The sequence below is a fragment of the Xenorhabdus eapokensis genome (genome assembly GCF_001908105.1).
The window spans coordinates 108,836-128,168 of record NZ_MKGQ01000010.1 but is presented as its reverse complement, the minus strand read 5'-3'; the positions used below and the strand labels follow the sequence as shown (position 1 = coordinate 128,168).

The 19,333-nt window shown below is 41.3% G+C and carries 18 protein-coding genes; 13 read left to right on the top strand and 5 right to left on the bottom strand.

The annotated features are described in order from the left end of the window. Positions 1 to 75: 75 nt before the first annotated feature. Entirely contained in the window at positions 76 to 996 is a 921-nt protein-coding gene (locus Xedl_RS09445; protein ID WP_074023559.1) for a LysR family transcriptional regulator, read from the bottom strand. Between the two features lie 131 nt (positions 997 to 1,127). Here Xedl_RS09445 and Xedl_RS09440 point away from each other — a divergent pair, with 131 nt between their 5' ends. Beyond that, positions 1,128 to 2,402, top strand: coding sequence for an MFS transporter (locus Xedl_RS09440; RefSeq protein WP_074023558.1), 1,275 nt, complete (start codon positions 1,128 to 1,130; stop codon positions 2,400 to 2,402). 115 nt (positions 2,403 to 2,517) lie between these two features. Here the strand turns inward: Xedl_RS09440 and Xedl_RS09435 are convergent, their stop codons facing one another. After that, positions 2,518 to 3,150: a helix-turn-helix domain-containing protein gene (locus tag Xedl_RS09435; RefSeq protein ID WP_074023557.1), complete on the bottom strand. Its 633-nt coding sequence runs from the start codon at positions 3,148 to 3,150 to the stop codon at positions 2,518 to 2,520. A gap of 228 nt (positions 3,151 to 3,378) precedes the next feature. Here Xedl_RS09435 and tus point away from each other — a divergent pair, with 228 nt between their 5' ends. Beyond that, the gene (tus, locus tag Xedl_RS09430) at positions 3,379 to 4,305 is read left to right on the top strand and encodes a DNA replication terminus site-binding protein (RefSeq protein WP_074023556.1); all 927 of its coding nucleotides are present in this window, start codon (positions 3,379 to 3,381) and stop codon (positions 4,303 to 4,305) included. Between the two features lie 63 nt (positions 4,306 to 4,368). Here the strand turns inward: tus and fumC are convergent, their stop codons facing one another. After that, positions 4,369 to 5,763, bottom strand: a complete 1,395-nt coding sequence (fumC, locus tag Xedl_RS09425; RefSeq protein WP_074023555.1) for a class II fumarate hydratase — start codon at positions 5,761 to 5,763, stop codon at positions 4,369 to 4,371. 172 nt (positions 5,764 to 5,935) lie between these two features. Between fumC and manA the strand changes: the two genes are divergently transcribed. The 3 genes from manA to add all read left to right on the top strand — a co-directional run bounded on the left by manA (position 5,936) and on the right by add (position 9,775). Beyond that, the gene (gene manA / locus Xedl_RS09420; protein WP_074023554.1) at positions 5,936 to 7,108 is read left to right on the top strand and encodes a mannose-6-phosphate isomerase; all 1,173 of its coding nucleotides are present in this window, start codon (positions 5,936 to 5,938) and stop codon (positions 7,106 to 7,108) included. Between the two features lie 125 nt (positions 7,109 to 7,233). After that, the gene (locus Xedl_RS09415) at positions 7,234 to 8,697 is read left to right on the top strand and encodes a YdgA family protein (RefSeq protein WP_074023553.1); all 1,464 of its coding nucleotides are present in this window, start codon (positions 7,234 to 7,236) and stop codon (positions 8,695 to 8,697) included. Between the two features lie 76 nt (positions 8,698 to 8,773). Further along, complete coding sequence (gene add / locus Xedl_RS09410; RefSeq protein ID WP_074023552.1) at positions 8,774 to 9,775, top strand: adenosine deaminase; 1,002 nt, start codon at positions 8,774 to 8,776, stop codon at positions 9,773 to 9,775. A 46-nt stretch (positions 9,776 to 9,821) separates the two neighbouring features. Here add and Xedl_RS09405 read toward each other — a convergent pair whose 3' ends face one another. Continuing rightward, a complete protein-coding gene (locus Xedl_RS09405; protein WP_074023551.1) occupies positions 9,822 to 10,811 on the bottom strand; it encodes a bile acid:sodium symporter family protein in 990 nt (329 codons plus the stop codon). 37 nt (positions 10,812 to 10,848) lie between these two features. Next, entirely contained in the window at positions 10,849 to 11,889 is a 1,041-nt protein-coding gene (locus Xedl_RS09400) for an oxidoreductase (RefSeq protein ID WP_074023550.1), read from the bottom strand. A 167-nt stretch (positions 11,890 to 12,056) separates the two neighbouring features. Here Xedl_RS09400 and Xedl_RS09395 point away from each other — a divergent pair, with 167 nt between their 5' ends. The 8 genes from Xedl_RS09395 to nth all read left to right on the top strand — a co-directional run bounded on the left by Xedl_RS09395 (position 12,057) and on the right by nth (position 18,918). Next, positions 12,057 to 12,497, top strand: coding sequence for a DUF2569 domain-containing protein (locus Xedl_RS09395; RefSeq protein WP_074023549.1), 441 nt, complete (start codon positions 12,057 to 12,059; stop codon positions 12,495 to 12,497). 117 nt (positions 12,498 to 12,614) lie between these two features. Continuing rightward, positions 12,615 to 13,196: an electron transport complex subunit RsxA gene (gene rsxA, locus Xedl_RS09390; protein WP_074023548.1), complete on the top strand. Its 582-nt coding sequence runs from the start codon at positions 12,615 to 12,617 to the stop codon at positions 13,194 to 13,196. After that, positions 13,196 to 13,819: an electron transport complex subunit RsxB gene (gene rsxB / locus Xedl_RS09385; protein ID WP_074023547.1), complete on the top strand. Its 624-nt coding sequence runs from the start codon at positions 13,196 to 13,198 to the stop codon at positions 13,817 to 13,819. The genes rsxA and rsxB overlap by 1 nt, the downstream gene beginning before the upstream one ends. Beyond that, positions 13,812 to 15,830 carry an electron transport complex subunit RsxC gene (gene rsxC / locus Xedl_RS23665; protein ID WP_083600303.1) on the top strand — a complete coding sequence of 673 codons (2,019 nt, stop codon included), beginning with the start codon at positions 13,812 to 13,814 and terminating at the stop codon, positions 15,828 to 15,830. The genes rsxB and rsxC overlap by 8 nt, the downstream gene beginning before the upstream one ends. Before the next feature lie 12 nt (positions 15,831 to 15,842). Further along, positions 15,843 to 16,922, top strand: a complete 1,080-nt coding sequence (rsxD, locus tag Xedl_RS23660) for an electron transport complex subunit RsxD (RefSeq protein ID WP_083600302.1) — start codon at positions 15,843 to 15,845, stop codon at positions 16,920 to 16,922. A 16-nt stretch (positions 16,923 to 16,938) separates the two neighbouring features. Further along, positions 16,939 to 17,565: an electron transport complex subunit RsxG gene (gene rsxG / locus Xedl_RS09375; protein WP_074023546.1), complete on the top strand. Its 627-nt coding sequence runs from the start codon at positions 16,939 to 16,941 to the stop codon at positions 17,563 to 17,565. Positions 17,566 to 17,567: 2 nt separating this feature from the next. Next, positions 17,568 to 18,272 carry an electron transport complex subunit E gene (locus Xedl_RS09370; protein WP_074023545.1) on the top strand — a complete coding sequence of 235 codons (705 nt, stop codon included), beginning with the start codon at positions 17,568 to 17,570 and terminating at the stop codon, positions 18,270 to 18,272. Positions 18,273 to 18,285: 13 nt separating this feature from the next. Further along, on the top strand, positions 18,286 to 18,918 hold the full coding sequence (gene nth / locus Xedl_RS09365) for an endonuclease III (RefSeq protein WP_074023544.1): 633 nt from the start codon (positions 18,286 to 18,288) through the stop codon (positions 18,916 to 18,918). Positions 18,919 to 19,333 lie beyond the last annotated feature (415 nt).

Genomic DNA, 19,333 nt, shown 5'->3' with positions numbered 1-19,333 from the left:
GGTAATGTACCTGTATTGTCAAATTGGGTAGCCACAATATCAACTTGTTGTGATTATTACTTATGATGAACATTTTTATCTATTAGCTTCATCCACAATATTGGAAATCAAAAGATGTGTTAATCGATTTGCCGCAGCGCTGTTATTGTAATTTTTATGTTTAACCAACCAAACTTCGGAATAAGCAGGATTGTTTGCTAAAGGCAGATATTGAACTCCATCCAATTTCATTCGGGTAAACGATTCAGTCATAATGCTTACCCCTAACCCCGCAGCAACTAACCCTAATATTGTCATTGCTTCTCCCGCTTCCTGAGAAATCGTCGGAACTACGCCTACATTCGCTAATAGGGAAATAATTTCATCATACAGCGCTGTTCCTACATCACGCTCAAAAAACACCAGTGGATAATCAGATAGCATCTCCAAATTTACACCTTTATTAGCGTATTTCAGCAGAGGATGATCATCATATACTGCCAACATAAAACGCTCACGAAAGAGTAATTGATGTTCCAGATTATCAGGCAATGATGTATTACGCATAATTCCTATATCAATTCTGCCTGTCTGCAAAGGCGCTATTTGCTGTTTAGTATTCATTTGATGCATATGAATAGCAACATCAGGATAACGTTCTCGAAATTGACGCAAACTCAGCGCTACTTTTCGCATAAAAGGCGCGGTGGATGTAAAGCCAATAGAGATCTCACCTAGTTCTCCTTGTTGCATTCTGGCTGCTTTGGTTGCCGCAGCATCAACCTGAGAAATGATCTGATATGCTTCCTGAAGAAACATATGTCCGGCAGGTGTTAAATTGACATTTCTGTTATTACGCACCAGTAATTGGGCGTTTATATTCGCTTCCAGCGCCTGGATTTGCTGACTTAATGGTGGTTGTGAAATATTCAATCGTTCTGCTGCACGCCCAAAATGCAACTCTTCTGCCACAGCAATAAAGTAACGCAAGTGTCTGAGTTCAATATTAGTAGTCATTATTCATCACCTATTGATATGTTTAAAGTATCATTTTGAATGATTAATATATTAGACAAAATATTCATGAATTCCTATCCTTGATCTACATCAAGTAATTAACGTTTGTTTGACATAGATAAGGAAGTAGCGTGAATACAATCCAAAGCGTCAGTGAAAAATCAGCAGTTTCTGGCGTCGAAAGAGATGTTGAAAACACGAGCAATCAAGGATACAAAAGTAAACAGCACTACATTCAACGTGAAGATGCTGTATACCTGCGAGTCACTCTTTCATTCTTTGCCGTTGGGTTGGCAACGTTTGCACTGCTCTATTTTGTTCAACCCATTTTGCCGATTTTGTCAGATGAATTTAAGATCTCACCAGCTAATAGTAGCTTGGCTCTGTCACTTTCCACTGGGATGTTATCCCTCGGTCTATTAATAACAGGCCCTCTATCCGATGCACTTGGCCGTAAAAATGTCATGGTGATATCACTTATTGCCGCCGCCATTTTTACTCTCTTAAGTTCTGTCGTAACAAGCTGGCACGGAATTTTGTTTATGCGTGCACTAGTGGGTTTATCATTAAGTGGCGTTGCCGCTGTTGCGATGACTTATTTAAGTGAAGAGATCCATCCCAGTTATGTCGCCTTATCTATCGGCCTCTATATTAGCGGTAATTCAATAGGAGGAATGAGTGGACGTTTGATCACGGGTATAATTGCTGATCATCATTCATGGCGGATCGCTGTTATCTTACTGGGTACATTTGCCTTAATCTCCGCCATTGCATTTTGGAAGATGTTACCGGAATCCAGGCATTTTAAATCCAGCTCATTAAAACCTAAATCATTACTCATCAATTTGAAGCTGCACTTCCGTGATCAAGGTCTTCCCTTACTATTTGCTGAAGCTTTTTTGCTTATGGGAAGTTTTGTCACCATGTTTAACTACATTGGTTATCGATTATTAGAAACACCTTATCATTTAAGCCAGACTATTGTTGGTTTGTTATCTATTGTCTATTTAACAGGAACTTACAGTGCAACCAAAGCTGGGGGACTAACAAGCAAGCATGGGAGAGGAAAAATATTATTAGCAGCTATTGGTATGATGCTGATTGGTTGCATAATCACTCTATTTTCCCCTATCTGGGCAATAATGCTGGGGGTAATGATACTGACAACAGGCTTTTTTGCTGCCCATGCAGTTGCTAGTGGATGGATAGGACAAAGAGCCAAGCGAGCAAAAGCACAAGCCTCATCACTCTATTTGTTCTGTTATTACTCTGGTTCCAGTATTGCGGGGACATTAGGTGGAATATTCTGGTTCTATTTTGCATGGAACGGTGTTGTCGCCTTTATTTCATTACTAACACTTATTGCTCTTTATGTAGGCTTAAAACTCAATAAATTACCAAAATAATAAAACAAGATTGCCGACATCCTATTGAACCATATCATGAATGTCGGCTTTTTAATGAGTACATTTAAATAATCTGAATTATTCATTGCTTATCTGATGCCTGCGATATCTTGTTTTAATAATAGGATTCAGTCGGTAACACTAAAACTTTTGTTAAATATCCATCAATAATTTCTATACATCCTTCCTTTTTTAGAGCGAATAGCACTCGCTGTATACAACTGCGTGAAAGAGTGCATCTTTGCTCTATATATTTAATTGCCGTAATATTTTCTCGGAATTCTTCCGGCAAGGTCATCAGGCGAGATAACAAACTGCATACAACTTCTTTATTGCCATGACGAAAGAGGCTAATATCTCTGGCATATAAGAAAGATATTTTATAGGAAATTATCCTCATCCATTCTCTATAGAGATCATGCTTCTTTATAGCATTTAATGCACTAACTCTAGGAATTTGATAAATTTTACAATTTTCCCCTATTTCAATGGAGTAATAAATTTCGGCTCCGGAATAGAAAGATAAACCGATTAAGTAAGGTGAAAAAAGCGTAGCAATGATTAAGTTATCGTTAATTCTGCGTATATTGACATATCCTTGTTCTAACAAAAAAAACTTAGCAAATTCACTCTCTATTTTAATTAGTTTTCCTTGTGTTGATAAATCGGTCGTGATTAATTCAGAGTATGGTAATAATGTATCCATGACCTTTTTAAAGGAATTCAATGGTTTAACTAATCTTTTCATATTTAACGACCTTAGTGTATGACCCACTCTATCAATCAGATGATCATCTGATTTTCAATTAACGTGTTATTAATTTTTTATCACAATGCTAAATTATTTCGCAATAGCCATTTTCTCTTTTAGTTAGCTTTTGAAGTATGTGGTAGATATTTTTTGGGGGTTGTTTTATATTAAAGTATGTTGTAACTAAATAAGGTTACGTATAGTCGACAACAGTTGAGAACAATCATGAATACGTATTTTTCAATAGAATCACTTACAACTTCCTTTAAAAAACAAGAAGAAAAACTATCTGAATTGGTTAAGTTGTTAATGAATTATCAAATTATTGATGCGCGGGTATTTGAATTACCGAAAATAGAAAAAGGTGAAGAGCATGAACAAATAACCGAAATTATGGTCAATCCACTACAAGGAAACGAAGCACTTAATGTAGGTTTATGCTTCTACCAGAAGCTCTTCATACACCATAATAATCCTAATATCAGTAGTAAAGCGGCGAGCCGTTTGCCAGGTGCCTTGTGTTTTTCTGTAAACCACCAGCAATATCAAGAAGCAATGAAAGTCATTAATGAAGTAAACCAATTAAAAGTAGAGTTAGAAAATATCGTTACCAAAGAATCAGGTGTCAGCAAAGAACAACGATTTGAATTTGTTCACGACCATTTACGCGGCCTTATTACCCTAAATGCCTATCGTACTATCACTCCCCTATTGGAACCTGACTCCATTAATTTTGGATGGGCGAATAAGAACATTATTAATAGAGTCACCAAGCAACAAATTCTGGAAAGGCTGGAAAAAAGTTACAATGCCGGAAGAGCAGTCCCACCCTATTCCAGCGATCAATGGGCAGCATTGGTAGCATTAGAGATCACAGATATTCAAAAATTACCCGATGATGTGGTATTAAAAATAAAACGGCCAGTAAAAGTACAACCTATTACCCGTGTATGGTATTCAGAAATACAGAAGCAAGTTCAATATGCCTGTCCAGTTCCTTTAATTGTTTTTTACACCGAAGATAGTGAAACCAAGCCCAAAATCGGCACCTTGCCTAACTACAATGTCAACACAATCAAACATAAACATAAACCCAAAGCAAAGCCACTTGAATTGGTTATTCCTCGTTTACATCTTTACAAAGAAATTTAAGGTATAAAAAAACCGGAGAACCCTTACTCCGGTTTTTTTGCGTTTTTGCTTATATCACAAGCATTATTTCATGCTGCCAACCATATCTTCTGGACGAACCCACTCATCGAATTCAACTTCAGTTAAATAGCCTAACTGGAGAGCTGACTGTTTCAGAGTCAGGCCCTCTTTATGTGCTTTTTTAGCAATTTCAGCAGCCTTATCATAACCGATATGAGTATTTAATGCCGTTACCAGCATCAGTGATTCATTCAGCAATTGGGTGATGCGATCACGGTTAGGTTCAATACCAATAGCGCAGTGCTCATTGAAACTACGCATGCCATCCGCCAGCAATCGAATGGATTGCAGGAAGTTATCAATAACCATAGGGCGGAATACGTTCAGTTCAAAGTTACCAGACAAACCACCAATATTGATCGCCACATCGTTACCCATAACCTGGGCACATAACATGGTCATCGCTTCACATTGGGTTGGGTTCACTTTGCCTGGCATAATGGAGCTGCCTGGCTCATTTTCAGGAATGGAAATTTCACCAATACCACAACGAGGGCCAGAAGCCAACCAACGAACATCGTTAGCAATTTTCATCAATGATGCAGCCAAACCTTTCAGTGCACCGTGTGAGTGAACCAGTGCGTCGCAAGTTGCCAGGGATTCAAATTTATTCGGCGAAGTGACAAAAGGATGACCAGATAATTCAGCAATTTTCTGCGCAACACGAACAGCATATTCAGGATGAGTATTCAGACCAGTTCCTACCGCAGTACCACCCAGTGCCAGTTCACACACATGAGGAATACTATCTTCAATGTGTTTTAGGTTATGCGTCAACATAGCTGCCCAGCCGGAAACCTCTTGGCCTAAGGTCAATGGAGTTGCATCTTGTAAGTGAGTACGACCAATTTTTACGATATCTTTAAATGCTTCCGCTTTATCTGCCAGAGTCTTTTGTAATATTTTTAACTCTGGTAATAGATGCTCACGTAATGCAGTGACTGCTGCAACATGCATGGCTGTTGGGAAAACGTCATTAGAGCTTTGGCTTTTGTTAACATCATCATTAGGGTGAATCAGGCGTTCATTGCCCCTTTTACCCCCAAGGATCTCACTACCACGGTTCGCCAACACTTCATTCATGTTCATGTTGCTTTGGGTTCCCGAACCAGTCTGCCAGATAGCAAGAGGGAATTCTGTTGGATGTTTACCTTCCAACACCTCTTTCGCCGCAGCGATAATTGCTTCGCCACGTTCTTGAGGCAGAAGGCCTAGGTCCATATTAACGCTGGCCGCTGCTTGTTTAGTCAATGCCAGGGCATGAATCAATGCAACAGGCATTTTTTCCTGAGAAATGCGGAAATGCTCCAGTGAGCGCTGAGTTTGCGCCCCCCATAATTGGTCAGCAGGTACTTCGATAGGTCCCATTGAGTCTTTTTCAATGCGAGTGGCTGCCATTACTATCTCCTTAGCACACAGAATAATTGAACACGCCGGAACAAACTTTGCAGATAAATTAGTCGGCATTCTTTTATCATGCCATAAATTCATTATCGATAATGCGACCTAACCGTGTTTATTGTATTGTTGTCATATAAATAAGTTAGTTTTTATTATAGGAAATTCCGCCATGCTGAAAATGACCAACAAAGTTCAACATTATGACTGGGGAAGTAAAACCGCTCTGACGGATATTTATGGTATCGAGAACCCCGATAATCAGCCAATGGCAGAACTATGGATGGGAGCACATCCAAAATGTAGTTCGCTGGTAACGGATCCTAAAACGGGTGAAACTATTGCCTTGAATACTTTGATCGATAAAGAACCAGAAAAATACCTTGGAAAAAAAGTGACTCAACAATTCCAGCGGTTACCTTTCTTGTTCAAGGTATTGTGTGCAGCTCAGCCATTATCTATTCAAGTGCATCCTGATAAGAAATCAGCAGAAATAGGTTTTGCCAAAGAAAATGCTCAAGGGATACCGTTAGATTCAGCACAACGCAACTATAAAGACGATAACCACAAACCTGAACTGGTCTATGCGCTGACACCGTTCAAGGCCATGAATGCTTTTAGGCCTTTATCTGAGATCACGCAATTATTGGATTATGTTTCTGCTGCACATCCAGATATTCAAACATTCCTCCAGCAACCAACTGAACAAAATCTGTCGTTCTTGTTTTCACAGTTATTGAATATGCAAGGCGAACAAAAGCATTTGGCGATGTCAGTCTTAAAGTCAGCATTAAACTGTCATCAGGGCGAACCGTGGGATACCATCAAAAAAATGACCTCGTTTTATCCCGATGATAATGGACTGTTTGCTCCGCTCTTACTCAATATCGTTGAACTCGAATCCGGTCAGGCGATGTTTTTATATGCCCGCACTCCGCATGCCTACCTTGACGGCGTTGCCCTGGAAGTTATGGCTAATTCTGACAATGTATTGCGAGCCGGATTAACCAGCAAGCATATTGATGTTTCTGAATTAATGTCTAATCTGGATTTTATTCCAAAAGCTGTCGATACTTTGCTAACCGTGCCAAGACAGGAAAAAGATGCGCTGAATTACCCTGTTCCTGTTAATGATTTTTGTTTTTCTGTTTATTCTGTTTCAGAACAACCAATCTCATTGGAAAATAATTCAGCATCAATTCTATTTTGTGTTGAAGGGCAAGCGGTTATCAGCACTGATAAGCAGCAGTTGAAATTACTCTCAGGCGAATCAATCTTTTTGCCCGCTATCGAAAAAAACGTCACTGTTTATGGTAAGGGGAGAATAGCCAAGGTGTTTAATTAATTTTATTATATTCATATAGTTATGATTATTTATTTGATTGTTAATCATATTTTCAGTGAACTTTGACATAAATACAAAATGCATAATACGCCCATGTATATGCGTTAAAAGGATGGGATTTCTACATGAAAAAATCGTTAGTTGCAGTAAGCATTGTGGTTGCTCTGGGTGCTGTATGGACAGGAGCATCATGGTATACAGGTAAGAAACTTGAAGATCGTTTAGATAGCTTTGTAAAAAAGGCAAACACTGAACTGGACAAATCGTTTCCTGAAAGTGGCATAGAATGGCAAGCAAAAGATTTCAAACGAGGTATTTTCAGCTCTGATGTCCGCTTGATCCTAACCATCAAAAATGGTGTAAAAAATGCCGACATTCCGCCAAATGAAGAAATCATTTTAAAATCGACGATCGATCATGGGCCATTTCCCATGACTAACCTGAAGGCATTTAACCTGATACCTCAAATGGCCTCTATTCACGCAGAACTTGAAAAAAATGATGCACTAAAAACACTATTTAATTTCACAAACGAAAAATCACTGTTTAACTTAGATGCGAAAGTCAGTTATGGCCGCTCACTCTCTGCTAACATTGACCTGATCCCTATTAACCATACGGAAACTAAAGAAAATGGTGACCAACGGGTTCTATCATTCTCAGGAGCAAAAATCAGTGCCGACATTAATCATGATTTGAGTGAACTTTCATTCACAGTCAAAAGTGATGAACTCTCTTTCAGTGATCCTATCAAAAAAGAGACCATTGCACTTAAAGACATTGATTTTAAATCAGATAATAAAAAAGGTAAATTTGATATCTATACCGGAGATCAACGCTACAGCATTGGCGAATTCAGCATGAATGGAATTCCTAATGAGCCAAATGTCTCTCTTAAAGGGATAAAAGTGACATCCAATTTAGGTGAGGATAAAGACAATCTGAACATCAAAATCGCTTATAGCATTGATGGTGTCAAGATTAAAGATATAGATTTTGGTTCTGGTAAGTTAGCTCTGGGCATGGAAAAACTGGATGGCCAGTCTGCACGTAAATTTACCCAAGCCTATAATGATGCGGCAAAAGAAGCTTTGGCTACGAATGAAGCATCTGATGATATGACCTCCTTAGCAATTCTCAGTAATTTACATCTCCTTCTGAATAACAATCCACAATTCAGCATTTCTCCTTTTAGTTGGAAAAATAGCAAAGGCGAGAGTTCAGTAGATTTCAAACTTTCCTTACAAAATATTCCAGAAGATAAAAGTGCATTGCAACTGATGGAACCGGAAGAAATGGTTCGTACTCTGATTCAAGAGTTGTCCTTGCATGTTAATGTACCGAAAGCCATGCTGATAGAATCTATTGCGCAGTCAGCGATGCTAGATGGTAAGGATAAAGCGACCGCAGAAGCACAAGCAGAACAACAAGTTAATATGATTACTCTAGGAGGAGTTAAATACAAAATCCTTACTGATAAAGATGGTATCATTGGTCTTAACTTCCATTACGCCAATGATAAAGTCAAATTAAACAACCAAGAGTCCAACTTACATCAATTCCTGCTTGATAATGGCCTTGTAGAATAGTGCTTTCACTTTTTTGCCAGTCAACAACATTGGCTGGCTTTTTTGTATATATAAATTTAATAAGAAGGATAAGAAAATGATTGACATACAGCTTCCACTCACTGATCTACACCGTCACCTTGACGGTAATATCCGTCCTAAAACTATTTTGGATCTTGCTCGTCAACATAATATCCCACTCCCAGCTTATGAGCTGGAAGCATTACGTCCCCATGTCCAAATCATTGAAAATGAACCTAACCTTGTCAGCTTTCTGCAAAAATTGGACTGGGGCGTGACTGTTCTTGCCGATTTAGAAGCGTGTCGCAGAGTTGCCATTGAAAACGTTGAAGATGCGGTCAATGCCGGTCTTGATTATGCTGAACTGCGTTTCTCCCCATATTACATGGCTATGAAACATCAGCTTCCTGTTGAAGGCGTCGTGGAAGCCGTGATCGATGGCATTCACTCAGCGAGCCAGCAACATGATATCCAGATCCGTTTAATTGGTATCCTCAGTAGAACATTTGGGGAAAAAGCTTGCACCGAAGAACTTGCTGGACTTCTTGCCCATAAACAACATATCACCGCATTAGATCTGGCTGGCGATGAGTTAGGTTTCCCAGGACATCTCTTTGAACAACACTTTATCCGAGCGCGCGATGCGGGCTGGCATATCAGTGTACATGCAGGTGAAGCCGCAGGTGCAGAAAGCATCTGGCACGCCATTCGTGAATTGGGCGCAACGCGTATTGGACATGGCGTTAAAGCAATTACTGATCCAACCCTAATGGATTATTTGGCTGCACATGGCATCGGTATTGAATCCTGCCTGACATCAAACGTGCAAACCAGCACAGTCAGTTCCTTGCCTGCTCACCCGCTAAAACAATTCCTTGAGCACGGTATTTTGGCATCAATCAATACAGATGATCCGGCAGTAGAAGGCGTTGAAATTCGCCATGAATATAATGTTGCTGCGCCAGCAGCAGGACTGTCTCCAGCGCAGATCCGACAGGCGCAGATTAATGGATTAGCAACAGCATTCCTTAGTGAAGCAGAAAAACAGGCGCTGAAAGCAAAAGTCGCCAACCGCTAAAAACACTATTTATTATTCCAGGCTATTTTATTCCAAAGGCAGAGGGTTACTCTGCCTTTTCTGTTTTTAAGCGCTGTGCATAACGTTGAGCAAGAACAGCACAAACCATCAATTGGATCTGGTGAAAAATCATCAAAGGTAACAGCATCACACCTACCATTGAGGCGGGAAATAATACATTCGCCATTGGTACGCCATTAGCCAGACTCTTTTTCGAACCACAAAACACAATAGTGATTTCGTCATCTTTACCAAAACCCAGCAAACGCGAGCTATATACATTAATTATTAATACAATAGCTAATAAAACACAGCAGACGATCCCAATCATAAGAAGTGAATAAGTATCAATTTTATGCCAAATACCTTCCACCACTGCCTCGCTAAATGCAACATAAACCACCAGCAAAATAGAAGAACGATCCGTCATGTTGACCAATTTTTTATGTTTTTCCACCCAACCGGCAATCAAGGGACGCGATAAGTGCCCAACAATAAAAGGCACCATCAACTGCAAGATAATATCTTTTATCGCTTTCCAGGTATCAGTTTGAGCACCTCCCTCATGAGTTTGGATCAAAAAGCCAACCAATAATGGCGACAGGAATACGCCTAATAGACTTGAAGCGGAAGCACTGCATATCGCCGCAGCAACATTTCCCCCGGCAACGGAAGTAAAAGCAATAGCCGATTGTACCGTGGCAGGTAAAGCACAAAGATAAAGAAAGCCCATATAAACTGTTGGTGACATCCACTCTGGCACGATGAAACTTAATCCCATACCCAATATGGGAAACAAAATAAAAGTGCTCGTGAAAATCACCAAATGCAACCGCCAATGCCCTATCCCTGCCAAAATGGCATTACGGGATAATTTTGCTCCATGCATAAAAAATAATAATGCAATCGCGGCTGTTGTTAAGTGCTGAAACCCCTTTTTAGCTTCACCTTCACAAGGAAAAAATGATGCAATGATGACAACCGTAATCAATGTAACTAAAAAAGGATCAATTCTTAATTTTTGCAACACGTTCATCAATACAAATTCCCCTTGTTCACCTGCCACGGTTTAATTAGTCAATTAAGATTGTGCGCTGTTCTTTTGCCGATTTTTCGCCAGCTTCAATAAGTTTCATAATCAAAATAGCTTCGCTGGCAGTCACCGGATTCGGCTTTCCAAACAAAATCGCATCACGAATAGCAGCATAATAAGCACCATAGTTGCCAGGCACAGTAGGAACAACTTGCGTAACCAAGTTATCATTTTGTGACAACGTCACATAACCATCTCGTGCATCATATCCCCAGTCTGCCCGTGGTGGCCTTTCCCCTGCCTTTAAGCGCTCTTCCTGAGGGTCTAGCCCATACTTGGTATAACTACCAACCATACCATGCAATGTATAAATAGGTGATTCTGCCGCTGCAAGCATGGTGGCATGTAATACAACTTTCAAATCAGAATAGGTGAGTTGTGCATGAAAATAATCCGCAGTCTCTGCATTTGGACGCATCATGCCTAAATCTGTTGTAATAGCTTGTGGTTTGCCAAAAAGTTGAACTGCCTGATCCAGTAAATGAGGAGCTAAATCATACCAGATGCCACTACCCGTTCCGGCTGCTTCACGCCAGCGCTGACGAACAACGGGGCGATAACGATCAAAATGGGATTCATAATATTTCAGGGCTCCCAATTTATTTTCTTTGATAATTGATTTCACCGTTAGAAAACCAGAATCCCAACGCCGATTATGGAATACAGACAATAATAAATTGGCTTCTTCTGCTTGCTTTTTCAATGATTGGGCTTGTTCTACCGTAATAGTAAAAGGCTTATCAACGACTACATGTTTACCGGCTGCCAGTGCCTGTTGTGCCAATGGATAGTGAGTGTCATTGGGTGTTGGGATCACAATAAGGTCAATGTTGGGATCAATGAAAAGTTCTTCCGGTGAGGAAACGACTGATATTGTTGGCCAGTCTTTTTTAACTTTATCTGCATCACTGCTGGAAATGGCAACCAATTCAATATTGGGTGTTCCTGCAATCAATGGAGCATGGAACGTTTTACTTGCATAACCGTAACCGACCAAACCAACTTTTAAAAAATCACTCATAACTGCCTCTGAAAAATGATCGTAATATCGTAAACGAGGAATCAGGCATCAGAAAGTATCACCACCTCTCACACGTTAGCAAATAATCCTGATTCCAGTACTATTATCTTTTTCCTATAATCATTTTTCTAATATCAAAAACACTCATGACGGAGTGAAAACTTCTTATGTATCAGTCCAATGATTATTATCGTATTAATGGCTGGTTATTAGCGCCTGCCGCCTATCTAATCATGACATTAATTGCTGCCAGTTTGATGTTACTGCTATATGTAATGACATTTATTCATAAAAACGAGGCTATTCACCAAATTGGGGGCAATTTTACGGCGTTGTGGTATACCTCGGTATTAACCACGGCAATGATGTGGTTTTTTACTGTATGGGTATTGAAACTACTTTTTATTCGTTCGAGACGATTCCCTCGTAGTTTTATTATTTGGCTGATGGTTTCCGTGCTGATAGCGATAAAAGCTTTCGCCTTTTCTCCCATTTCTGATGAAATGGCAATACGCTCCTTATTATGGCCATTACTGGCTGCCGCCGTTTTCATTCCTTATATGAAACGCTCCCATCGAGTGAAAATGACTTTCACACAAGATCGATAACATACCCCACAATTGATTGTTATCATTGCCCCGCTTCCCCACATTCAAGTGGGGAATTTCTACTCAAACTACGTAAGCAGTGTTCCATTTTCCAATATCTTATTTTCAGGTATAGCAATGACTGAATACCTTTTGTTATTTATTGGCACAGTTCTGGTCAATAATTTTGTTTTAGTAAAATTCTTGGGTCTATGCCCATTTATGGGCGTGTCCAAAAAACTCGAAACCGCTATCGGTATGGGGCTGGCAACAACTTTTGTTCTTACCCTGGCCTCTATCTGCGCATGGCTGGTAAACACCTTTATTCTTGTCCCGCTTGATTTGGTTTATTTGCGAACTTTGAGCTTTATTCTCGTTATTGCAGTTGTCGTTCAGTTTACTGAATTGGTCGTCCGCAAAACCAGCCCGACGCTTTATCGCCTGTTAGGAATATTCTTGCCTCTGATTACAACCAACTGTGCTGTACTTGGTGTTGCGTTGTTGAATGTCAATCAATCCCACGGTTTTTTGCAATCTGCTGTATATGGATTCAGCGCTGCCGCAGGTTTTTCCCTCGTCATGGTGTTGTTTGCCGGCATTCGAGAACGTTTGGCCGTTGCCAATATTCCTGTCCCTTTTCGTGGTTCATCGATAGGGCTTATTACTGCCGGGTTAATGTCCCTCGCATTTATGGGCTTTAGTGGTTTGGTGAAATTCTAATGATGTCATTATGGATTGCTATCGGCGTGTTAAGCATACTCGGATTAGCCTTTGGCTTAATTCTTGGTTTTGCTGCCCGCCGTTTTAAAGTAGAAGAAGATCCGATTGTTGAAAATATCGACAACCTATTACCCCAAAGTCAGTGTGGACAGTGCGGTTATCCGGGTTGTCGCCCCTACGCGGAAGCAGTTGCCAATAACGGTGAGATGATCAATAAATGCGCCCCTGGTGGAGAGCAAGTTATGCTCAAAATCTCTGGATTACTGGGGGTTGATCCACAACCGTTAGATGGCGACGATAGCGTTCAAAATCCAGCCAGAAAAGTGGCTTTCATTGATGAAGAAAATTGCATAGGCTGCACAAAATGCATCCAGGCTTGCCCTGTGGATGCCATTATTGGTGCAAACCGTGCCATGCACACCGTTGTTGAAGATCTCTGCACAGGTTGTGACCTGTGTGTCGCACCTTGCCCAACCGATTGCATTACGATGATCCCCGTTGCTACTACTACCTCAAATTGGAAATGGGATTTAAACACCATTCCAGTAAAAAATATTCCCGTAACACCAGAACCTACTTTGCTCTACCCTGTTAAGCCTGTTGAGGTTAAAACCCATGTTTAATCTGTTCAACTTGCTTAACAAAAATAAAATCTGGGATTTTGATGGCGGCATCCATCCACCAGAAATGAAGTTGCAATCTAGTTGCACCCCATTACGCCAGGCTCCATTGCCGAATGAATTAATCATCCCCTTACAGCAACATTTGGGGCCAGGAGGCGAATTACTCGTTAAAGCGGGCGATAATGTATTGAAAGGTCAGGCTTTAACGCTTGGAATGGGTAGAACAGTACCTGTTCATGCTTCCACATCTGGAACAATTATCGCAATTGAACCTTGTGTTACCGCACACCCTTCCGGGTTAAAAGAATTGTGTGTCAGGTTGCGCCCTGATGGTAAAGATCAATGGGGAGAACGCAACAAAGTCGCTGATTATATGACACTGGATGCCAGTGAAATATTGCAACGCATTCAACAAGCCGGTATTGCTGGCTTAGGTGGTGCTGGCTTCCCTACTGAAACAAAACTTAAAGGTGGACGACATAATCTCAAAACTCTGATTGTCAATGCGGCTGAGTGTGAACCCTATATCACCGCTGATGACCGTTTAATGCAGGAACATGCGAAAGAAATTATTGAAGGTATCCGTATCTTGGTGCATCTGCTTAATCCAAAGCAGGTATTGATCGGCATTGAAGATAACAAACCTGAGGCCATTAATGCCCTAAACGCAGCACTTAATGGTGATAAGTCCATCATCGTGCGCGTCATTCCAACAAAATATCCCTCTGGTGGTGCCAAACAACTCACCAAGATCCTGACCGGAAAAGAAGTTCCTTCTGGCGGTCGTTCTTCTGATATCGGCGTTCTTATGCAAAACGTGGGAACAGTCGTGGCGATAAAACGAGCCATTATTGATGGCGAGCCGTTAATCGAGCGTGTGGTTACACTAACAGGTGAAGCTATCACTTCTCCCGGTAATTTCTGGACTCGCCTCGGCACACCCGTTCACTTCCTGTTACAACAAGCTGGATTTAACCCAGGATCAGAACAAATGGTCATCATGGGTGGGCCGTTAATGGGATTCACTTTGCCTGATTTGAATGTCCCTATCGTCAAAATCAGTAACTGCATTCTTGCACCGTCGGGACAAGAGATGGAACCCAAAGCAATTGAAGAGGCGTGTATCCGCTGTGGATTATGTGTTGAGGCATGCCCTGCTGGATTGTTGCCGCAACAACTGTATTGGTTCAGCCGTGGGCAAGAACATGAAAAGGCCAAGAATCACCACTTATTTGACTGTATTGAGTGCGGCGCTTGTGCTTATGTCTGTCCAAGTAATATTCCCCTGGTTCAATACTACCGACAGGAAAAAGCTGAAATATGGGAGATAGAAGCAGAAGCACGCCGTTCTACTGAAGCTAAAGTTCGTTTTGAAGCCAAACAAACACGTATGGAACGGGAAAAATTAGCTCGTGAAGAACGCCATAAGAAAGCGGCTGTTCAAGTCAATAGCAGCGATAAAAGCGCTGTACAAGCCGCTCTGGCCCGTGTGAAGGAAAAACAGGGGAATGCCGGTGAATCTATCGTCGTGCAATCAAACCAATTACCTGACAATGCAGCCGCAATTGCGGCGCGTAAAGCCAGAAAAGAACAGTTGCGTGCTCGTCAGGCAGAAAAACAAATTACTACAAGCCCAGAACCAGATATAGACACATCAACATCGGTTGAAGGCAATGATCCGCGTAAAGCCGCCTTAGCTGCTGCGATAGCTAGGGCAAAAGCGAAAAAAGCAGCACAAAGCGGAGAGGTGACACCGTCACTAGAAGAGCCTCAACAAAATAGCGTTGATGATAAACAAGATCCACGCAAGGCAGCCGTTGCGGCGGCTATTGCTCGTGCCAAAGCTAAGAAAGCAGCGCAAAGCCAACCTGAATCAACTCCACCACAGGTGGTTTCCGAAAAGCCAGAAGAGGCTGACCCTCGTAAAGCGGCTGTGGCGGCGGCTATTGCTCGTGCCAAGGCTAAGAAAGCCGCTCAAGCTCAAGAAGAACAAATAGTTACAACAGAATAGTGAAATTTATCGATGAAATTTAGGCCAGTAAAAACTGACAACAACCAACTAAAAGTCGCAAGTTCGCCTTTTACACACAATCAAAAAAGCACTAGCCGGATCATGCTTTGGGTAGTTTTAGCAGCCATACCCGGCATTGCTGTCCAGACCTATTTCTTTGGCTATGGAACACTGTTCCAGATTTTTTTGGCTGTCGTTACCGCATTGTTAGCTGAATCTGCCGCTATCGCGTTGAAAAAACAATTCATACTTCCCTATCTCAAAGATAACTCTGCTTTAGTCACAGGATTACTTTTAGGTATTAGCCTGCCACCATTAGCACCATGGTGGTTAATCGTGCTCGGCACATTTTTTGCTGTCATTATTGCTAAACATCTGTATGGCGGACTTGGACAAAATCCGTTTAACCCGGCCATGATTGGCTATGTCGTTCTGTTGATCTCATTCCCAATACAAATGACCAGTTGGATGCCCCCAGAATCTTTACAGACATTCACCTTAACACCGTGGGATAGTCTGATGGTCATTTTCACAGGACATACGCCAGATGGCTCCACTTTGTTACAACTGCAACAAGGCATTGACGGATTGAGCCAAGCAACACCGCTGGACAGTTTCAAAACTGGCAGGTTGACTCACAACATTGATGAAGTATTGCAACAGCCTATATTACAAGGCGTTTTAGCAGGTATTGGCTGGCAATGGGTTAACATTGCTTATTTGGTTGGCGGCTTGATTATGCTCAACCGAAAAATCATTAACTGGCAAATCCCAACTGCATTTATTTTGTCACTGGGTATTTGTGCATTGATTAGTTGGCTCCTTGATCCCACTCGTTATTCACCGCCTTTATTGCAACTCTTTTCCGGTGCAACCATGTTAGGTGCATTTTTTATTGCAACTGATCCCGTTAGCGCAGCAACAACACCAAAAGGTCGCTTGATTTACGGAGCCATTATTGGTGGGCTTATTTGGATAATTCGTGTTTATGGTGGTTATCCTGACGCTGTTGCATTTGCGGTATTATTGGCAAATATATGTGTACCACTTATTGACCATTACACCCAGCCTCGTGCTTACGGCCATAAATAGGAAAAGAGAAAGTGCTATGTTAGAAACGATGCGTCGTCACGGTATTACCCTCGCAATCTTCGCGGCATTTACGACAGGGTTAACAGCAATTGTTTATTCGTTGACAAAAGATCGGATTGCCGAACAAGCTGCATTACAGCATAAAGTATTATTGGATCAAGTTGTTCCTCCTGCTTTATACGACAATGATATGCAAAATGAATGCTATCTAGTAACCAACAATGCACTAGGCAATGAACAACCTCACCGCCTTTACCTCGCCCGTAAACAAGGTATTCCGGTCGCCGCTGCGTTAGAAAGTACCGCACCTGATGGTTATTCCGGTGCAATCCAATTACTGGTTGGGGCTGATTTTTCTGGCGGCGTGTTGGGGGTTCGTGTCACTGAACACCATGAAACACCCGGTTTGGGAGATAAAATAGAGACCAGAATTTCCAATTGGATCTATGCTTTCTCTGGTAAAAAAATAATGTCAAAGGATGATCACAATTGGGCGGTCAAAAAAGATGGCGGAGAGTTTGACCAATTTACGGGTGCAACGATTACACCGCGTGCGGTTGTCAATGCCGTTAAACGAACCGCGCTTTATCTGGAAACCGTGCCGGCACAACTTTCTTCCCTGCCAACTTGTGAAGAGAAATAATCATGAATGAAACTAAGAATCTATTTATTCAGGGGCTATGGAAAAATAACTCCGCATTGGTACAGCTTTTGGGGCTTTGCCCTTTATTGGCGGTTTCCTCCACAGCAACCAATGCCTTAGGATTAGGATTAGCAACAACACTGGTTTTGATAAGTACCAATATGGCCGTGTCAGCCTTACGTCGTTGGGTACCCCATGAAATCCGTATCCCAATTTATGTGATGATAATTGCGTCTGTCGTCAGTGCTGTCCAAATGTTAATCAATGCTTTTGCTTTCGGCCTCTATGAATCACTGGGAATTTTTATTCCTTTGATTGTGACTAACTGTATCGTGATTGGTCGTGCCGAAGCCTATGCATCAAAGAATTCGGTTTACCACTCGACGATCGATGGCCTTTCAATGGGACTGGGTGCAACTTTCGCCTTATTTGTATTGGGTGCTATGCGAGAAATTTTGGGGAATGGGACTATTTTTGATGGTGCGGATTTATTGCTGGGCAGTTGGGCTAAATCACTACGTATCGAAATAATTCATCTGGACTCCCCTTTCCTGCTCGCCATTCTGCCACCGGGGGCTTTTATTGGATTAGGTTTGATGCTGGCAGGAAAATATATCATTGATGAACGCATCAGACATCGGGCAGAAAATAAAAAACGTCAGTATAACGTAGAAAAAGGCTGTGGAAGCCATATGACAAGAGGCTGAAGAGTAACCAGATATGAATCAACAAAAACGGATTGAGATACTCACCCGTTTACGGGATAACAATCCACATCCTACTACTGAGCTGGTGTTTAACTCCCCATTCGAGTTACTGATTTCCGTATTACTATCTGCGCAGGCTACCGATGTCAGCGTGAATAAGGCAACGGCAAAACTATATCCCATTGCCAATACCCCGCAGGCGATCCTTAACCTGGGTGTTGATGGTTTAAAGGAGTATATAAAAACCATTGGCTTATATAACACTAAAGCTGAAAATGTGATCAAAACTTGCCGAATATTGCTGGAAAAACATCAAGGAGAAGTACCGGAAGATCGCGCAGCACTAGAAGCGTTGCCAGGTGTCGGTCGAAAAACTGCTAATGTTGTTTTGAATACTGCTTTTGGTTGGCCAACCATCGCCGTTGATACACATATTTTTCGCGTCAGCAACCGAACTCAATTTGCACCAGGAAAGAATGTTGATGAGGTCGAAAAGAATTTATTGAAAGTTGTACCATCCGAATTCAAAGTTGATTGCCATCATTGGTTGATTTTGCATGGTCGCTATACCTGTATCGCCCGTAAGCCGCGCTGTGGCTCCTGTATTATTGAGGATCTTTGTGAATATACGGATAAAACCGAATAATAAAAAATCTTAAATCTCCATTGGTCTGTCTCCTATTTAATCCTTACAGGAGGCAGACTGAAAAAAACATATCATAATTGTTCTTTTCCTATTGAAATTCATAAATAAATCAAGATGGATTCGATTTTTTGGATGGCATGTTTTGAAGATCCTTATAAGTATGTTGTAACTAAATATCTCTTTTTCAGACGTTACTTAATACGGATTAGATTGTAATACAATTAACAACACTGTTGTATTAGCGGATGAATAAATAAGGAACCATCTCAGATGGTGGGAACCCAACGATAAATGTCAACAGGGTTGTTGCTAAAGAACCCGAATTCTGCTTAAGCCATCATTGGAACAGCGTCTTCTGAATAGAAAACTTCCAGTGATGGTTTTTTCAATTTAAGGCAGTAAGCGATCAGTCCAC

Excerpts from the sequence above, each read along its gene's own strand:
- rsxB (WP_074023547.1), top strand. The coding sequence starts at position 13,196 with ATGATGTCATTATGGATTGCTATCGGCGTGTTAAGCATACTCGGATTA.
- fumC (WP_074023555.1), bottom strand. The coding sequence starts at position 5,763 with ATGGCAGCCACTCGCATTGAAAAAGACTCAATGGGACCTATCGAAGTA.
- Xedl_RS09370 (WP_074023545.1), top strand. The coding sequence starts at position 17,568 with ATGAATGAAACTAAGAATCTATTTATTCAGGGGCTATGGAAAAATAAC.
- nth (WP_074023544.1), top strand. The coding sequence starts at position 18,286 with ATGAATCAACAAAAACGGATTGAGATACTCACCCGTTTACGGGATAAC.
- manA (WP_074023554.1), top strand. The coding sequence starts at position 5,936 with ATGCTGAAAATGACCAACAAAGTTCAACATTATGACTGGGGAAGTAAA.
- add (WP_074023552.1), top strand. The coding sequence starts at position 8,774 with ATGATTGACATACAGCTTCCACTCACTGATCTACACCGTCACCTTGAC.
- Xedl_RS09405 (WP_074023551.1), bottom strand. The coding sequence starts at position 10,811 with ATGAACGTGTTGCAAAAATTAAGAATTGATCCTTTTTTAGTTACATTG.
- rsxA (WP_074023548.1), top strand. The coding sequence starts at position 12,615 with ATGACTGAATACCTTTTGTTATTTATTGGCACAGTTCTGGTCAATAAT.
- rsxG (WP_074023546.1), top strand. The coding sequence starts at position 16,939 with ATGTTAGAAACGATGCGTCGTCACGGTATTACCCTCGCAATCTTCGCG.
- tus (WP_074023556.1), top strand. The coding sequence starts at position 3,379 with ATGAATACGTATTTTTCAATAGAATCACTTACAACTTCCTTTAAAAAA.
- Xedl_RS09435 (WP_074023557.1), bottom strand. The coding sequence starts at position 3,150 with ATGAAAAGATTAGTTAAACCATTGAATTCCTTTAAAAAGGTCATGGAT.
- Xedl_RS09415 (WP_074023553.1), top strand. The coding sequence starts at position 7,234 with ATGAAAAAATCGTTAGTTGCAGTAAGCATTGTGGTTGCTCTGGGTGCT.
- Xedl_RS09445 (WP_074023559.1), bottom strand. The coding sequence starts at position 996 with ATGACTACTAATATTGAACTCAGACACTTGCGTTACTTTATTGCTGTG.
- rsxC (WP_083600303.1), top strand. The coding sequence starts at position 13,812 with ATGTTTAATCTGTTCAACTTGCTTAACAAAAATAAAATCTGGGATTTT.
- Xedl_RS09400 (WP_074023550.1), bottom strand. The coding sequence starts at position 11,889 with ATGAGTGATTTTTTAAAAGTTGGTTTGGTCGGTTACGGTTATGCAAGT.
- Xedl_RS09395 (WP_074023549.1), top strand. The coding sequence starts at position 12,057 with ATGTATCAGTCCAATGATTATTATCGTATTAATGGCTGGTTATTAGCG.
- rsxD (WP_083600302.1), top strand. The coding sequence starts at position 15,843 with ATGAAATTTAGGCCAGTAAAAACTGACAACAACCAACTAAAAGTCGCA.